The organism is Salmonella sp. NW884 (assembly GCF_051700745.1).
GTDB lineage: Bacteria > Pseudomonadota > Gammaproteobacteria > Enterobacterales > Enterobacteriaceae > Salmonella > Salmonella enterica.
In genome coordinates, this window is record NZ_JAMMDE010000048.1 from 1 (window position 1) to 359 (window position 359).

Below are 359 nucleotides of genomic sequence, written 5' to 3' on the forward strand. Positions count from 1 at the left end.
GCGCTGGTCGCCACGCTTGCCGGCACAAAATATGACACCGGGCTGGATATCCTGAAGCTGGAGAACATCGCCGCGTATTTCCGCGAGGTGCGCAAAAAGTATCACGCCTTTGAAGGCCAGCTGAAAGGCTATGACAGCCGTATTCTGGTGGCCCAGGTACCGGGCGGAATGCTGACCAACCTCGAAAGCCAGCTGAAGCAGCAGAACGCGGCGGACAGGCTGGACCAGGTGCTGGCGGAAATCCCCCGCGTGCGCGAGGACCTCGGCTTTATCCCGCTGGTGACCCCGACCTCGCAGATTGTCGGCACCCAGGCGGTGCTCAACGTCCTGACCGGCGAGCGCTACAAAACCATCGCCAA

1 pseudogene is annotated in these 359 nt (G+C 61.6%); it reads left to right on the forward strand.

Annotation, left to right across the window (positions count from 1 at the left end):
• Positions 1–359 (forward strand): annotated as a pseudogene (locus NA197_RS23455) (sodium-extruding oxaloacetate decarboxylase subunit alpha); the annotation flags it as partial.